Annotated in this window: 1 protein-coding gene; it reads right to left on the reverse strand. The window is 39.1% G+C overall.

Annotated elements, in window-relative coordinates; translation table 11 throughout:
• Positions 1 to 185 precede the first annotated feature (185 nt).
• Positions 186 to 296 carry a WPE palindromic element domain-containing protein gene (locus OZD61_RS00210; protein WP_274979402.1) on the reverse strand — a complete coding sequence of 37 codons (111 nt, stop codon included), beginning with the start codon at positions 294 to 296 and terminating at the stop codon, positions 186 to 188.
• Between the last annotated feature and the right edge of the window lie 238 nt (positions 297 to 534).

Below are 534 nucleotides of genomic sequence, written 5' to 3' on the forward strand. Positions count from 1 at the left end.
CGTTTAAAACATAAAAAACGCCAATATTTTAAAGCGGATAATAACCCCAGGGCTTCTTTTGCCTTTTTTTTCATTTGGTAAATTTCTTAATATTTATAGCTAAAGTAATTTAAAAGTCCGTGAAGGGTGTCATGCCAGTGCTTGACACTGGCATCCAGTTTTCCATATAATCTCATCAAAAATGTTTATTTTCTAGCTACTTTTATACTTATCAACCCAGTATGCTTACTTACAATTAAAATTTCTGGATCCCAGTGTCTGAGCACTGGGATGACAGCTAGCCTGACAACCGTCATCCCGCTACTTGTTAGCGGGATCTAGAGATACCGAGAATGAATCGCGGTATGACGTAGGACTGCTGTCATTCCAGTCTGGAATCTAGTTCTTATTGTACACTTACTTGGTAGAGTTAAATTTCCTGGATCCAAGTAGTCGGCTACTCGGATGACAGGAGAAGGTACTGCCGTCATAAAGGAACCAGTGTCAGCTACTTGGATGATACCTTTTTTCTACTTAGTTTGGGTTATGCAAGAA

It is taken from the genome of Wolbachia endosymbiont of Drosophila bocki (assembly GCF_028982005.1).
Classification (GTDB): Bacteria; Pseudomonadota; Alphaproteobacteria; order Rickettsiales; family Anaplasmataceae; genus Wolbachia; species Wolbachia pipientis.